This window comes from Pseudarthrobacter quantipunctorum, from assembly GCF_045291495.1.
Taxonomy (GTDB): Bacteria; Actinomycetota; Actinomycetes; order Actinomycetales; family Micrococcaceae; genus Arthrobacter; species Arthrobacter quantipunctorum.
Genome location: NZ_CP148033.1, coordinates 919,998 through 932,474, shown reverse-complemented (window position 1 = coordinate 932,474; position 12,477 = coordinate 919,998). Strand labels below are relative to the sequence as shown.

Sequence of the window (12,477 nt, the reverse complement as noted above, 5' to 3'; positions counted from 1 at the left end):
TGCCGCCTTAGCGCCTGCGAGCAGGCACCGACTGCCTAGGAGCGAAGCCCCGCAAACACGTTCTTGGGACGCTGCATCTCGCCGTGCTTGGCGCCCAGGACCACTACCGCGCCGGCGAAAGCCGGGATAACCCACTGCAGCATCTTCAGCTGCTGCTGGGCGGCCTTCAGCTCGTCCGAGGCGTCCGGGCGCGGTTCCGTGGCACCCTCGGCGCCTTCGGCAGCGAGCTTCTCCACCTTCTTGCCCAGGATGCCCGAGTACAGGGTCACTGCAGCGCCCACCACGGTGACCGCAGTCTTGATGACGGTGTCCCTGGCCACGCCTTCCTGCTTGGCGATGCGGCCCTTGTTCTCCCAGGCGATGGCGAGGTCCGCCACCAGGTGCGAGGCGAACGCTGCCGTCTGGAACGGCGCCCACTTCATCCAGCCGGCGCTGGAGAGCCGCGTCCGCTCGGACGGGTCCTTCGCCTCCGCTGCCGCACCGTTCAGGCCGATGGCGCCCATAAGGGACCCGCCGAACCAGGCTGCTGCCGAGAGATCGTGAACTGAACGGGCAATAAGATTTCCTGCCATGGTGTGCATTCCTATCGTTGAGCTGCCTAAGATGCCGCGCCTGCGGACTTCACTTGCCGTGTCCCATCAAGGTCATGGTCCGCCCATGGTAAGCACACTTACTAATGTTACGAAAGCCCGTCTTCCACGGGCGGAACGCGTAATATCGGGGCCATGGGAAACACAGGGACGCTGTTCGGCTGGGCATTTGGTGACCCGGCGCGGGATCAAGAGGATGCATACGTAGGAAACCTGCAGGACGAGGCCCTGGCCAACGCCCGGGAGACCGCCCAGGCCAAAGGGGTGTCCGTCGTGGCGGATTCCCAGGTGTTCACGGTCCTCAGTGCCGATGACTCACTCGTGGAGCTGGACAACGCACCGGGCAAGCTCGTGGTCCGCTGCACCGTGCACGTTGAGGGACCGGGGGCTGAAAAGCTGCGCGCCGAAGGGCCGATGAACGGCTGACCGATGTCGGACGGGGACTCCACCATCAGCCAGGCCGCCGACGCCGTCGAGCAGGTATCCAACACCAAGACCCTGGATGTCTTGGCCCGGGCCGGCTTCGCCGTCATGGCCCTGCTGCACATCATCATCGGCGCCATTGCCATCACCGTGGCCTTCGGGCAGCCAGGCGAAGCGGAACCCACGGGCGCCATTGAGCAGCTGGCCGCGAACCCCTGGGGCACGGCGGTCATGTGGTCCTGCGTGCTGGCATGCTTTGGCCTGGGGGTGTGGCAGGCGAGCGAGGCGACCCTGCGGGCGCGCCCGCTGCCGCGGAAGGAGCGGCTCTCCAAGCTCATTTCCTCGGGCTTCCTGGCCATCGCCTACACCAGCGTGGGGCTCAGCTTCGCGGGTTTCGCGGTGGGAATACGGGGTGACTCCAGCGAAAGCACCCGGGATTTCAGTGCCTCGTTGATGGCCACGCCCACGGGACTGTGGGCGCTGGTAGCCCTGGGCCTGACAATCATCGGGATTGGGGTCTACTTTGTGGCCAAGGGTGTGCGGCGCGGATTCAAGGAGGAGCTCTTCCACTTTGACGGCACCCGACGCGGCCGGCTGATCGACACGCTTGGCGTTGCCGGCCACATCGCCAAAGGGATAGCGCTGTTCCTCACCGGACTGCTCTTCGTGATCGCCGCGGCCAAGCACGACGCCGAGGAGTCCACCGGACTGGACGGCAGCCTCAAAGCCCTGCGTGACCACCCGTTCGGGCCGACCCTGCTGGTGGCCATCGGCGCCGGGTTCATCGCCTACGGAATTTTTGCCCTGGTCCGGTCACGGTTCGGCCGGATGTAGTTCCGGCCTGTTTCGGGGTACGGACCTGTTTCGGGGTACGGAGGAACCATGACGCATTCCGCAGCCATAGACCAAGCCCACGGCGTCGGCCCTGCCGCCCCGGGGGACGTAACCCCCGCCGTCACGGAGACGGCAGGCCGCGCCTTCGCCGGACTGTTCCGGATGCTGAAGCTGGCAAGGCCGGACCGGCCCATTCACCCGGAGGGCATCGGCCTGGCAGGACGGCTGACACGGACCGGCAGTTCCGGGGCAACCAGCGGGGTGGAGTGGCTCGATACTCCGGGCATCGACTCCGTCAAGGCCAGGTTCTCGCGATCGGTGGGGCTGCCCCAGCAGCTTCCGGACATCCTGGGCCTGGCCCTGCGCATCACGCCATCCTCCGGCGGCATCACGGACGTGCTGTTCGCCTCCACCGGCTGGCGGCTTCCCGGAAGGTTCCTGCTCCAGCCGAAACTCGACGTTGCCAGCGCCACCTTCACAACACTCATGCCGTACCGGGGCGGGAAAGGGCCCGTATTGCTGGGGCTGCGGACCAGCGAGGTGCCGGCGGGGCCGCTGGCCTCCGGGGAATGGGTACTCAACCTCTACTGGGCCAAACCCGCGGGGCCCTGGCGTGAATGCGGCGAACTCCGCCTGCGGGCAGAACCGGAACCGGCGGACACGCCCGTGCGCTTCAATCCCCTCGGGAACCAGCCGCCGGGAGCCCAGACCTACGCGTGGACCCGCCGCCTCAGGGAACGCTCCTACCGCGCGGCACAGCGGCCCGCACCCGCCGCCGTCGCAAACTCCGCCCCCGCTTCAGCCGCACCCGCCGCTACAGAAAGGAACACCATGTCCACCGTGTCGCAGCTCTTCAACTCCCCCGCCGCCGATGTGTGGAGGGTCATCGCCGACGGATGGCTTTACTCCGGCTGGGTGGTGGGCACCTCCCGGATCCGGGCTGTGGACGACCAATGGCCTGCAGCAGGCGCCCGGCTCCACCACTCCGTGGGCGGCTGGCCGCTGGTGATTGACGACAGCACGCAGGTGACAGCCGTCGAGCCGGGCCGCCGGCTGGAAGTCATCGCCCGCGGCTGGCCGATGGGTGAAGCCAAAGTGGTGATTACGCTGGAGGACCAGGACGGGCAATGCCGGGTCACCATTTCCGAGGACGCCGTCCGCGGACCGGGGAAGATGATGCCCAAGTTCCTGCGCGACCCCCTGATCGCTGTCCGGAACCGGGAAACCCTGCGGCGGCTCGAGCTGATGGCCGCAGGCGGGGCCGGGAAGTAGCGCGGCCGGGTTAAAGCAGAAAGCCGGCAGCGGGAATGTTCCCGGGCTGCCGGCTTTCCTGCCGCATGAACCCTTGTTAGACCTGTGCTGCCACGCCGTCGCGGGAGATGTTCACCATGTCCTCGCGCGGCACCACCTTGATGCGCTCACGCTTGACCTCCACGCCGTGGGAGCCGCCGGCCTCTGTGGCGGCTGCGCCGAGGGCCAGCTCGTGGGCGTCCAGGGCCAGCCAGCCTTCCCAGCTGGTGAACTGCACGCCGCGGGCGTCCAGGAGTTCGACGACGGCCTCTTCCTGGGGTGCCTGCGCCACGGGAAGGTTTTCGCGGTCCTCCAGCAGGTAGGTCACGGTCTCCAGGGCGTCGCCCTTGGTGTGGCCGATCAGGCCGACGGGTCCCCGCTTGATCCACCCGGTGGCGTAGATGCCCGGCACGTGGGTGCCGGCGGCATCCAGGACGCGGCCGCCGTCGTTCGGGATGACGCCCTTCGTGTGGTCGAACTCGATCTCCGGAAGGGCGGAACCGAAGTAGCCAATGGCGCGGTACACGGCCTGGACCGGGTAGTCCACGAACTCCCCGGTGCCGCGGGCGTTGCCCGTGCCGTCCAGCTCGGTGCGCTCAAACCGCATGCCGGCCACCTTGCCCGGCGTCTCGGCGTCGTCATAGATTTCCACCGGGCTGTGCAGGAAGTGCAGGTGCAGGCGGCGGGAAGCCTTCAGCTCGGAGAGGTCCTCGGGCTGCTCGGCGATCCAGTTGGTGAGCGTGCCCACCATGGTCTTGGTCTGGTTGTTCGTCTGGATCTGGCGGTCGGATTCCTCGTCGAACTCGAAGTCCTCCGGGTACAGGATGATGTCCACGTCCTTGGAGTGGGACAGCTCGCGCAGCTCCAGCGGGGTGAACTTGACCTGGGCCGGGCCGCGGCGGCCGAACACGTGGACGTCCGTGACGGGCGAGGCCTTCAGGCCGGCGTAGACGTTGTCCGGGATCTCGGAGACCAGGAGGTCATCGGCGTGCTTGGACAGGACGCGGGCCACGTCCAGTGCCACGTTGCCGTTGCCGATCACGGCGATTTCCTTGGCGTCCAGCGGCCATTCGCGCGGGACGTCCGGGTGGCCGTCGTACCAGGAGACGAAGTCCGCGCCGCCGAACGAGCCTTTCAGCTCGATGCCGGGGATGTTCAGGTCCGCGTCCTTGATGGCGCCGGTGGCGAAGATGACGGCGTCGTAGTGGGTGCGGAGGTCCTCGATGGTGAGGTCGGTGCCGTAGTCCACGTTGCCGAAGAAGCGGATGTCGCCGCGGTCCAGGACCTTGTGCAGGGCGTTGACGATGCCCTTGATGCGGGGGTGGTCCGGGGCGACGCCGTAGCGGATCAGGCCGTAGGGTGCCGGGTAGCGGTCAAAGAGGTCGATGCTCACGGTCAGCTCGCCGCTCTTGACGGCTTCGCTCTTGGTGAGGATGTCGGCGGCGTAGACGCCTGCCGGGCCGGAGCCCACGACGGCGACGCGCAGCGGACGTTCGGCAGAACCTACGGTGGTGCTTGATGACACGGCTGTGTTCCTTTTTCTTCGGTCCGTCCCAACTAACTAGCAATTAATGTCGTTTTGAGGGCTCATAACGACATCTGCTGCTACCTGGTTGGGTGGGGGCTAGGTGGTGAGGACTCGGGGCTTGCTGGTGCGGGGGCTGTTCGGGGTGGTGGTGCTGTAGTCAGCGGTTTTGAAGTGCGACGGCGCGAACGGGCTCACGCGCACAACGTCGCCGATGACAATTACTGCGGGATTTGCGACGCCGGCGGCTTCCGCCTGGTCTGCAATGGAACCAAGCGTGCCAATCGTCACGCGCTGGTCCGGCAAATAGCCGTTTTCCACGATACCAACTGGCGTGTGGGATGGCAGGCCAGCTTTGCCCAGGGCGGACGCGGATTCGCGCAGCTGGCCGACGCCCATCAGCAGCACAATGGTGTGGTCGGCGCGGGCCGGGACCTCGGAGAGTTCCTCGTGTCCGGTGACCACGCTGAAGCCCTTGGCCAGGCCGCGGTGCGTCACGGGGATGCCGGCCGCTGCCGGAACCGAGATCGCGGACGTGACGCCGGAAACCACTTCAACCTCGACGCTGTGCTGCCGGCAGTATTCGGCCTCTTCGCCTCCGCGGCCCAGGACGTAGGGGTCGCCGCCCTTGAGCCGGACCACGCGGTGGCCGTTCAGGGCTTCCTCGACGAGGATCCGGTTGATTTCGGCCTGGGGCACGGGGTGGTGGCCGGGGGTCTTGCCCACTTCGATGATGCGGACGTCCGGAGCCAGCTCGTTCAGGAGTTCGCGGGGGCCCAGGCGGTCTGCCACAACGACGTCGGCCTGGCCCAGGAGCCGGCGGCCGCGGACGGTGATCAGGCCGGTGTCGCCGGGTCCGCCGCCAACCAGTGCCACCGAACCACGGTGGGCGCGGCGGCGGCGCAGCGGAAGGTCGCCCGTTTCCAGGGCGGTGGCAACGGCGTCGCGGACGGCCATGGCGCGCCGCGGGTCTCCCCCGGCGTTCACGGCGATCTTGACGTCGTCCACTTCGGCAACAGCCGGGGTCCAGGCTGCGGAGGCTTCATGGTCGGAGGCGTTGACGCACCAGACGCGCTGCGCCTCGGCGTCGGACGACACCTGCGCATCCACGGCGGAATCGCCGGTAGCCGTCTGGACGAACCACACGCCGTCGACATCTTCGGAACGGTAGGGGCGCGGCTCCCAGGTGAGGAGGCCGGCGTCGGCCAGTTCCTTGAGCGCGGCGGAGGCAATGGGAGCCACGACGGTGACCCGTGCACCGGCGTCCAGCAGCCCCTTGGCGCGGCGGGCCGCAACGGGGCCGCCGCCCACCACCAGCACGGGGCGGCCAAGGAGGCGCAGCGCCGTGGGGTAGATATCCTGAATTGCCATGAATCAACGGTAGGGCGGCGTCACATATGCCAACAACGGGGCAGCAACACCAGTTCACGTGAGGTAACGCTGCGTCACAAAGCCTGCCGCCCGCCGTCGTACTCCGTTGTGGGGCACATTGGCGGGCGTCAGGGCCGGATGCGCAGCGATCCCCGGCGTGTCCGTGTCAATGTGCCCCGGTTCGGTTGCCGGCGCTGCCAAGGAAGTGTCCGCGGTCCGTGATGAGCCGCTGCAGGTACGGGCGCAGGACCAAGCGCTCCACCACGCGGCCCAGCGGGCCGAACGGCGCCGTGAACTCCACCCGGTCCGTCATGATGCAGCCGCCGCGGGTGGGCTCGAATTCATGAATGTGGCGGAAGGACCTGAATGGGCCCTTTACCTGCTCGTCCGTGAAGCTGCGGGGGAAGTCGAACGCGGTGACGCGGCTGGTCATGGTGAGCGGAATTCCGAAGTGCCGCGCCCGCCAGGTGACCTCCTGCCCCTCGCCGATGAGCCCGGACGTCACCCCGGCTACTGCCCGCTCCCCCGAGCCCTTCTGGGACTCCACATGGGCGTCAACGCTCCGGGCCAGGTCGAACAGCCGCTCCGGGGGAAGGGAGCTTTCGGCAGACAAAGCTGGTGGTCATGGGGCCAGTCTGCCAGCCGGGGCACTTCAGTGCCGGACGGTCGTGGGGCACTTTGGTCCCGTATCGGCGTTCGGCGGGCGGTTTTGACGGCGTGTCCGTGTCAAAGTGCCCCAGTTGCGCCAGCAGGACGCAGAAAAGCGGAGAGCCCGACGGCGGGAGGTCGCCGTCGGGCTCTGCGGTGTGCGGAAGGTGGGGGTGCTTAGCGGGTGCTGCCGGCCAGGAGCCCGCGGCTGCGGAGGAGCCGCTTCTCGATGGGCCCGAAGACCAGCAGTTCGATCAGGATGCCGACGGCGAGGATCAGCAGGATTGCCGACATCACCACGGTCATGTCGGACAGGATGCGGCCCTGGTCCAGCAGCGAGCCCAGGCCGAAGCCGATGGTGCCGCCCACCGCGATGATCTCCGCCGCCATAAGCGAACGCCAGGAGAAGGCCCAGCCCTGCTTCAGGCCGCCGAGGTAGCCGGGCAGCGCTGCGGGAAGGATGATCTGCAGCGCCATCTCCAGCCGGGAGGCGCCCAGGACGGTTCCCACGCGCCGGTACTGCGGCGGGATCTGGTCCACGCCGGAGATCAGCCCGTTGATGATGGACGGAATGGCGCCCATGAACACCACGAAATACACGGTGGCGTCGGTGAGGCCGAACCAGATGATCGCGGCCGGCACCCAGGCCACCGAGGGCAGGACCTGGAGGCCGGAAATCAGCGGCCCGAACGCGCGGCGCAGCGGCGCCACCTGGGCCAGCAGAAGGCCCACGGGGGTGGCGATGGCCACCGAAATGAGGAAGCCCACCAGCCCGCGCTGCAATGACGTCCACACGGCTTCCTGGAGTTTGCCTTCGTTCCACAGGACACCCACCTGGGTGGCCACGTCCAGCGGTCCGGGCACCAGGTCGCGGCGCTTGACCCCGAGCGAGACGTAGAACTGCCAGATCAGCACCAGCACCACCAGGGCGGCGATGGGCAGCAGGATGCGGCTCCAGTCGATGCGGTTCTTGCGTGCGGCGTCGGACTGCAGGGAATCGAGCCCGGACTCGAGTTCCCGCAGGTCCTCGTTGCCGGTGGAGGTCCGGGTGAGGGCGGCGTGGATATGCCGGGCTTCAACGGGCTCCACCACCGGATCGGTATCGGCCAGGGGTGTGGGGTTACTTGGCATGGCGGCGGATCTCCTCCCGGAGCCGGGCGGTGATGACCCCGGTCAGCTGGCCGGCGAGTCCGGCGTCGGTACGGTGTTCCTCGGTGACGGCCCATTCCTGGACCACGCGGCCGGGGCGGGAGGACAGCAGCAGCACGCGCTGGCCCAGCCGCACGGCTTCCCGGACGTTGTGGGTCACAAAGACGATGGTCCGGCCGGTTTCCTTCCAGATCCGCTCCAGCTCATCGTGCAGCAGGTCGCGGGTGATGGCGTCGAGGGCGGCGAACGGCTCGTCCATGAGCAGCAGTTGGCGGTCCTGCGCCAGCGACCTCGCCAGGGACACGCGCTGGCGCATGCCACCGGACAGCTCGTGCGGGCGCTTGTCCCCCGCTGCGCCCAGGTGCACCAGTTCCAGGAGCTCCTGGGCCTTGGCCTTGCGCTCGGCCTTGCCCACGCCGCGGAGTTTCAGGGCCAGTTCGATGTTCTCTCGGGCGGTCAGCCAGGGGAACAGCGCGGCGTCCTGGAACATGAAGGCGGCACCGTCGCTGGGCACTTCCAGGGCGCCCGACGACGGCGGTTCCAGTCCCGCGATGATGTTCAGCAGGGTGGATTTGCCGCAGCCGGAGGCACCGAGGAGGGCAACGAACTCGCCCTTCCCGATGGTGGCGTTGACGTCGTCCAGTACCGGGGCGCCGTCGCCGAAGCGCTTGCCCAGGTGTTCCAGTACGACTGGCATGGTGCCGTCCTTAAGTAGGTGGGTGGATCAGTCCTGGCCGAGGCCGGCTGCTGAAATCTTGGTTGCTGCGGCTCCGTTGAGCGGGCGGAGGTCGAAGAGGCCGGTGATGTCCGCCTGCTTGGTGGTGCCGGCCTCGACGCCGTCCTCCAGGAGCCGCGGGTAGCTTCCGGCGAGGGGGTCCAGGGTGAAGGTGATGTTGGCCAGGGACCGGGCCAGGACGTCGTCGGCGAGGGCTGCCCCTGCCGACTCCTGCAGGGCGGAGTTGATGACGGCGGACTTTTCCGCGGCAGGGGCCCCGTTAAGCCAGGCCACCGACTCCGCGTGGCCGGCCAGGAGTGCCTCGACGGTCTCCGGGTGGTCGGCGGCAAATTTCTGGTTGACGATCAGGACGGTGGTGGGGAACTCGCCGGGTTTGCCCGTGCCGGCCCCGTCCCAGAGGTCCTTTTCATCCACCAGGACCTCCGCGCCGGCCTGGAGCACCAGCCGCGAGGCCCACGGCTCAGGCAACCACGCGCCGTCGAGCTTTCCGTCCTGGAACAGCTTCAGAATCTGGGCGTTTTCCGTGGGGTTGATGGCCACGTCGCCGCTGCCGTCAACGTTGGTCTGGTATCCCTCGGACGCAAGCCACGCGCGGAGGGCCACATCCTGGGTGCCGCCGAGCTGCGGGGAAGCCAGCGTCCTGCCTTTGAGGTCCGCCGCGGAGTTGATCTCCGGCCTGACAACCAGCTGCGCACCGCCGGCGGCGGCACCGGCGATGATCCGCACGGACTGGCCCTGGCTCTTCACGAACGAGTTGATGGCCGGGTTGGGGCCGATGTAGGCGGCGTCGATGGCACCGGCGTTCAGCGCCTCGATCGCGGCGGGCCCGGCGTTGAATGTTTCGGTGCTGAGCGCGGTGCTGCCCAGGGCCTCTGCCAGGAAGCCCTGCTTGATGCCCACCAGTGCGGGGGCGTGGGTGACATTGCCGAAGTACCCCAGCTTGAGCTCAGCGGCGGGCGTGGGTTCAGCGGCCTGCGCCTCTGTGTTGCGTGAAACCGTTGAGGCCACCACGGCGCCGACGGCGATCAGCAGGACCAGCCCGATGGCCAGGGCAGCCTCAATGGCACGCTTGCGCTTGGGTACCGCGCTTTCGCCTGCCACGATGCGGGTCATCCCGGGCTTGGAACTAGTCATTGTTTCACCATAGGGAGTGCCCCAAACCCGTTCAATGACGCGGAAACGGGGGGTCACGCGGGTTCATCTAGCGTCATATTCGGACGCTGTTCGCCGGGGTCGCCGGAACGGTACCCGCTCGCCGTTCCGCTCCGGCGCCGTGGCACCGTTCCGGCGATCGGGCGGCGTCAGCCCGCCCTTGACCGCTCAGTTTCCCTTGACGTTGACCAGCTGCCGCAGCTTGTGCCGGACGGTGACCAGGTCCGCGGCGTCCTGCATGACGACGTCGATGGGCTTGTAAGCGGCGGGTATCTCATCGATGAACGCCTCCGAGGCCCGGAACTCGATCCCCCGCATGGCCTTTTTCAGTTCGTCCAGGGAGAACGTTTTGCGGGCGGCGTTGCGTGAGTATTCCCGGCCCGCCCCGTGCGGCGAGGAGTTCAGCGACGCCACGTTGCCGAGGCCCTCCACCACGTACGACGACGTCCCCATGGACCCCGGGATAAGTCCAGGATCGCCGGGCGCGGCTTTGATGGCGCCCTTGCGTGACACCCAGACGGACTTGCCGTAGTGGATCTCCTGCTGGGTGAAGTTGTGGTGGCAGTTGACCCGCTCGAGTTCCGTGACGGGCCCGCCCACCCAGCGGCCGAACTGTGCGCTGACGCGGTCCATCATCTCTTCGCGGTTCAGGAGCGCGAAGTGCTGGGCCCAGCGCAGCTCCGCGATGTACCTGTCGAACTGCGGTGTGCCTTCCTCCAGGTAGGCGAGGTCAGGGTCCGGCAGGTGGATCCGCCTCTTGGTCACCACGTGCTGCGCGACGCCGATGTGGTGCTGGGCGATCTTGTTGCCGATGCCGCGCGAACCGGAGTGCAGGAACAGCCACACGGCGTCGGTCTCGTCGGCGCAAACCTCAATGAAGTGGTTGCCCGATCCGAGCGAGCCCAGCTGGAGATCCCATTTCTCAACATACTGGCCGGGGTTGAAACCTGCTTCCGCGGCCAGTCTCTTCAGCTCCGCGATCCTTGGTTCAGCCGTGGGCAGCACGGTCCTGTTGTTGTGTCCCGCGGACAGTGGAATGGCCCGTTCGATGTCCTCACGCAGTTTCTTCCGGTCCCTGGGCAGGCCCTTCAGGGAGTACTGGGTCCGGACCGCGATCATGCCGCAGCCAATATCAACCCCCACGGCCGCCGGCATGATCGCGTGCAGGGTGGGGATCACCGAGCCCACGGTGGCGCCCTTTCCCAGGTGCGCATCGGGCATCAGGGCAAGGTGCGGATAGATGAACGGCAGCTGCGAGGCCTGCACCGCCTGCTCACGGGTCTTGTCATCCAGGATCGAGGCCCAGTTCAGCAGCTTGCTGTTGATCGTTTCCATGCGGTGCCTCCCATGGGACGGCCGGGGACTAACGTGGTTCCTAGGCTAACCCCCGGCGATACAACGGCACCCAAAGGAGACGCATCATGGTGGACGTCCGGACCGACATCCTCATCAACCGCCCCCGCACAGAGGTGGCAGGCTATGCGGCCAATCCGGACAACGCGCCCAAGTGGTACGTGAACATCCATAGGTCGCAGCGCCTGAACACCGGACCGCTGGGCACTGGCACCAAGGTTGCCTTCACGGCGAGGTTCCTGGGCCGCGAGCTCAACTACACCTATGAGTTTGTTGACTATGTCCCCGGCGAAAGGCTTGTGATGCGGACGGCTCAGGGCCCGTTCCCCATGCAGACCACCTACACCTGGACGGACGACGACGGCGGGACCCGTATGACGCTCGGCAACACCGGGAGCCCTCGGGTTTCTCGAAGCTGGCAGGGCTGTTCATGGCACCAATGATCCGCCGGCAAACCCGCAAGGACCTGCAGAAACTCAAAGCGGTCCTGGAAAGCTAACGCCGGACGCCGGCGCGGGCTGGAGCCTACGCCGTCCTGCGGTGCAGGCCCCTCGGCTGCTGCCGCAGGCCCGGCTCCGGCTCGCGCAGCAGGCGCAGGTTGAACCAGCAGAACATGGCGAGCCCGAAGTACAGGCACAGTTCCATCGCCTCGGCATACTCAGAGATAACGAAGGTGGGCTCCGGCCAGATCAGCAGGCGGAACAGGCGGTAGCCGGCGGCCAGCCCGAAGGCCGGCACCAGGCACAGCGGCGGGACCAGCACGCGCCTGGACTTCAGGTTCTTCCACCGTTTTCCCATGCCTGCCCATACCAGCGGGGCACAGGCGCCATAGAGGCTCGCAAGGAGCATGGCCGCGGGGACCAGTTCCTGCACGCCGCGGATGTTGTGCACCGTGGTCTCGCCCTGGCGGTTGACCTCGTTCAGGGATTCGGGCGTGGCCCAGCCGAAGACGCGCTGGCCCCAGGAGATCTCCTCGCCTGTGAGGAACCATACCCCCAGTGCCACAACTGCATAGAGCACGGCAATGCCCCAGCGCTTGGCACGGAGCAGGTACACCGTGATGAGGGGCAGGAAGATGCTGGCCGCCAGGAGGCAGGCGAACTGGAGCCATTCGATCAGGGAGTCCTCGTTGACCAGCCAGAGGTAGAAGTCCTTGAACGGGAGGGCTGCCGCGGCCACCACGGCGATGATGAAGGGGATCAGTATGAGCAGCCGCTCGTGGCGGGGGGAGATTTTCCAGTCCTCGGAGTCCCGCCGCAGGTGCTCTGCCGCCCGGGTTTTCCACTCTTGGATGGCCGGCATGGTGCCTCCTCAGCTGTTGCGTCCATGTCCCAAAGGAAGCTGGTGCCCCCGCTGACCATTAAGTCTTGGTGTTGCAGCACCCCGCACGAGTAGCGAGTACTTGG

The 12,477-nt window shown here is 67.3% G+C and carries 13 protein-coding genes; 4 read left to right on the top strand and 9 right to left on the bottom strand.

The genetic code is table 11. The annotated features are described in order from the left end of the window. Nucleotides 1-35 precede the first annotated feature (35 nt). Nucleotides 36-572 carry a hypothetical protein gene (locus tag WHH00_RS04255; RefSeq protein WP_406636825.1) on the bottom strand — a complete coding sequence of 179 codons (537 nt, stop codon included), beginning with the start codon at nucleotides 570-572 and terminating at the stop codon, nucleotides 36-38. 153 nt (nucleotides 573-725) lie between these two features. On the opposite strand from WHH00_RS04255, the gene WHH00_RS04250 reads away from it, so the two are divergent. Genes WHH00_RS04250 through WHH00_RS04240 form a run of 3 tightly spaced genes read left to right on the top strand, consistent with a single transcriptional unit; the run spans nucleotide 726 to nucleotide 3,119 of the window. Then, nucleotides 726-1,016 carry a hypothetical protein gene (locus WHH00_RS04250; RefSeq protein WP_406636823.1) on the top strand — a complete coding sequence of 97 codons (291 nt, stop codon included), beginning with the start codon at nucleotides 726-728 and terminating at the stop codon, nucleotides 1,014-1,016. Between the two features lie 3 nt (nucleotides 1,017-1,019). Then, nucleotides 1,020-1,847 (top strand): DUF1206 domain-containing protein, encoded by an 828-nt coding sequence (locus WHH00_RS04245; protein ID WP_406636821.1) that lies wholly within the window; start codon nucleotides 1,020-1,022, stop codon nucleotides 1,845-1,847. A 48-nt stretch (nucleotides 1,848-1,895) separates the two neighbouring features. After that, a complete protein-coding gene (locus WHH00_RS04240; RefSeq protein ID WP_406636819.1) occupies nucleotides 1,896-3,119 on the top strand; it encodes an SRPBCC family protein in 1,224 nt (407 codons plus the stop codon). Nucleotides 3,120-3,195: 76 nt separating this feature from the next. Here the strand turns inward: WHH00_RS04240 and WHH00_RS04235 are convergent, their stop codons facing one another. The 7 genes from WHH00_RS04235 to WHH00_RS04205 all read right to left on the bottom strand — a co-directional run bounded on the left by WHH00_RS04235 (nucleotide 3,196) and on the right by WHH00_RS04205 (nucleotide 11,053). After that, nucleotides 3,196-4,662 carry an FAD-dependent oxidoreductase gene (locus WHH00_RS04235; RefSeq protein WP_406636817.1) on the bottom strand — a complete coding sequence of 489 codons (1,467 nt, stop codon included), beginning with the start codon at nucleotides 4,660-4,662 and terminating at the stop codon, nucleotides 3,196-3,198. 99 nt (nucleotides 4,663-4,761) lie between these two features. Next, nucleotides 4,762-6,033, bottom strand: a complete 1,272-nt coding sequence (gene cobA / locus WHH00_RS04230; protein ID WP_406636815.1) for a uroporphyrinogen-III C-methyltransferase — start codon at nucleotides 6,031-6,033, stop codon at nucleotides 4,762-4,764. A 166-nt stretch (nucleotides 6,034-6,199) separates the two neighbouring features. After that, the gene (locus WHH00_RS04225; protein ID WP_406636813.1) at nucleotides 6,200-6,646 is read right to left on the bottom strand and encodes an SRPBCC family protein; all 447 of its coding nucleotides are present in this window, start codon (nucleotides 6,644-6,646) and stop codon (nucleotides 6,200-6,202) included. A 212-nt stretch (nucleotides 6,647-6,858) separates the two neighbouring features. Further along, nucleotides 6,859-7,812, bottom strand: a complete 954-nt coding sequence (locus WHH00_RS04220; RefSeq protein WP_406636811.1) for an ABC transporter permease — start codon at nucleotides 7,810-7,812, stop codon at nucleotides 6,859-6,861. Then, the gene (locus WHH00_RS04215; protein ID WP_066278184.1) at nucleotides 7,802-8,527 is read right to left on the bottom strand and encodes an ABC transporter ATP-binding protein; all 726 of its coding nucleotides are present in this window, start codon (nucleotides 8,525-8,527) and stop codon (nucleotides 7,802-7,804) included. The genes WHH00_RS04220 and WHH00_RS04215 overlap by 11 nt, the downstream gene beginning before the upstream one ends. A 27-nt stretch (nucleotides 8,528-8,554) precedes the next feature. Further along, the gene (locus WHH00_RS04210) at nucleotides 8,555-9,679 is read right to left on the bottom strand and encodes an ABC transporter substrate-binding protein (protein WP_406638492.1); all 1,125 of its coding nucleotides are present in this window, start codon (nucleotides 9,677-9,679) and stop codon (nucleotides 8,555-8,557) included. Between the two features lie 207 nt (nucleotides 9,680-9,886). Next, nucleotides 9,887-11,053, bottom strand: coding sequence for an RtcB family protein (locus tag WHH00_RS04205; RefSeq protein ID WP_406636809.1), 1,167 nt, complete (start codon nucleotides 11,051-11,053; stop codon nucleotides 9,887-9,889). A gap of 86 nt (nucleotides 11,054-11,139) precedes the next feature. Here WHH00_RS04205 and WHH00_RS04200 point away from each other — a divergent pair, with 86 nt between their 5' ends. After that, nucleotides 11,140-11,514, top strand: a complete 375-nt coding sequence (locus WHH00_RS04200; RefSeq protein ID WP_406636807.1) for an SRPBCC family protein — start codon at nucleotides 11,140-11,142, stop codon at nucleotides 11,512-11,514. An 82-nt stretch (nucleotides 11,515-11,596) separates the two neighbouring features. Here the strand turns inward: WHH00_RS04200 and WHH00_RS04195 are convergent, their stop codons facing one another. Beyond that, on the bottom strand, nucleotides 11,597-12,373 hold the full coding sequence (locus WHH00_RS04195; protein ID WP_406636805.1) for a hypothetical protein: 777 nt from the start codon (nucleotides 12,371-12,373) through the stop codon (nucleotides 11,597-11,599). Nucleotides 12,374-12,477: the final 104 nt, after the last annotated feature.

What these genes read in the sequence shown, in the direction of transcription:
- WHH00_RS04255 (WP_406636825.1), bottom strand. Translation starts at nt 572, where the DNA reads ATGGCAGGAAATCTTATTGCCCGTTCAGTTCACGATCTCTCGGCAGCA.
- WHH00_RS04250 (WP_406636823.1), top strand. Translation starts at nt 726, where the DNA reads ATGGGAAACACAGGGACGCTGTTCGGCTGGGCATTTGGTGACCCGGCG.
- WHH00_RS04245 (WP_406636821.1), top strand. Translation starts at nt 1,020, where the DNA reads ATGTCGGACGGGGACTCCACCATCAGCCAGGCCGCCGACGCCGTCGAG.
- WHH00_RS04240 (WP_406636819.1), top strand. Translation starts at nt 1,896, where the DNA reads ATGACGCATTCCGCAGCCATAGACCAAGCCCACGGCGTCGGCCCTGCC.
- cobA (WP_406636815.1), bottom strand. Translation starts at nt 6,033, where the DNA reads ATGGCAATTCAGGATATCTACCCCACGGCGCTGCGCCTCCTTGGCCGC.
- WHH00_RS04220 (WP_406636811.1), bottom strand. Translation starts at nt 7,812, where the DNA reads ATGCCAAGTAACCCCACACCCCTGGCCGATACCGATCCGGTGGTGGAG.
- WHH00_RS04215 (WP_066278184.1), bottom strand. Translation starts at nt 8,527, where the DNA reads ATGCCAGTCGTACTGGAACACCTGGGCAAGCGCTTCGGCGACGGCGCC.
- WHH00_RS04210 (WP_406638492.1), bottom strand. Translation starts at nt 9,679, where the DNA reads ATGACCCGCATCGTGGCAGGCGAAAGCGCGGTACCCAAGCGCAAGCGT.
- WHH00_RS04205 (WP_406636809.1), bottom strand. Translation starts at nt 11,053, where the DNA reads ATGGAAACGATCAACAGCAAGCTGCTGAACTGGGCCTCGATCCTGGAT.
- WHH00_RS04200 (WP_406636807.1), top strand. Translation starts at nt 11,140, where the DNA reads ATGGTGGACGTCCGGACCGACATCCTCATCAACCGCCCCCGCACAGAG.
- WHH00_RS04195 (WP_406636805.1), bottom strand. Translation starts at nt 12,373, where the DNA reads ATGCCGGCCATCCAAGAGTGGAAAACCCGGGCGGCAGAGCACCTGCGG.